At 71.2% G+C, this 958-nt stretch carries 1 protein-coding gene; it reads left to right on the top strand.

Annotation, left to right across the window (positions count from 1 at the left end):
- Nucleotides 1-958: methyl-accepting chemotaxis protein (locus tag D588_RS25405; RefSeq protein WP_017917032.1), on the top strand; the 958-nt coding region annotated here is incomplete at both ends.

Here is a 958-nt window from a genome sequence, read left to right as displayed (position 1 = left end):
ATGATGGAGGTCAGCGACCGCAACCTGGGCAAGCTGTCGACCCTGCTGCAGGCCATCGCCGCCGGCGACCTGAGCGCGCGCATGCACGGCGACTTCCACGGCGTGTTCGCGCGGATGCGCGAGGATGCCAATACCACCGCCGACCAGCTCGCCGACATCGTCGGCCGCATCCAGACCGCGGCGCGCAGCATCCACGGCGCCACCACCGAACTGGCCGCCGGCAACGACGACCTGTCGCGCCGCACCGAACAACAGGCGGCCAACCTGGAAGAGACCGCGGCCTCGATGGAGGAGCTGACCTCCACGGTCAAGCAGAACGCCGAGCACGCCCGCCAGGCCAACCAGCTCGCCACCGGCGCGGCCGCGGTGGCCTCGCAGGGCGGCCAGGTGGTCGGCCAGGTGGTCACCACCATGAACGGCATCGAGGCCTCGTCGAAGAAGATCGCCGACATCATCGGCGTGATCGACGGCATCGCCTTCCAGACCAACATCCTGGCACTCAATGCCGCGGTGGAAGCCGCCCGCGCCGGCGAACAGGGCCGCGGCTTCGCGGTGGTCGCCACCGAAGTGCGCACCCTCGCCCAGCGCTCGGCCAACGCCGCCAAGGAGATCAAGACGCTGATCGACGACTCGGTCGGCCGCGTGAGCGAAGGTTCGGCCCTGGTCGACCAGGCCGGTCGCACCATGCAGGAGATCGTGGCCTCGGTGCAGCGGGTGACCGACATCATCGGCGAGATCGCCGCGGCCTCGCAGGAACAGTCGATGGGCATCGAGCAGGTCAGCCGCACCGTGGCGCAGATGGACCAGGCGATCCAGCAGAACGTCGCCGTGGTCGAGGAAGCCAGCGCCTCGGCGCGGGCGCTGGAAGACCAGGGCCGCCGGCTCGGCGAGGCGGCGGCGGTGTTCCGGCTGGACCCGGCGCAGGCCGGCGCGAACGGCGGCGCAGGCCCCACGCCCG

The organism is Xanthomonas sp. SHU 308, from assembly GCF_000364645.1.
GTDB lineage: Bacteria > Pseudomonadota > Gammaproteobacteria > Xanthomonadales > Xanthomonadaceae > Xanthomonas_A > Xanthomonas_A sontii.
This window is presented reverse-complemented; position numbering and strand designations above follow the sequence as displayed.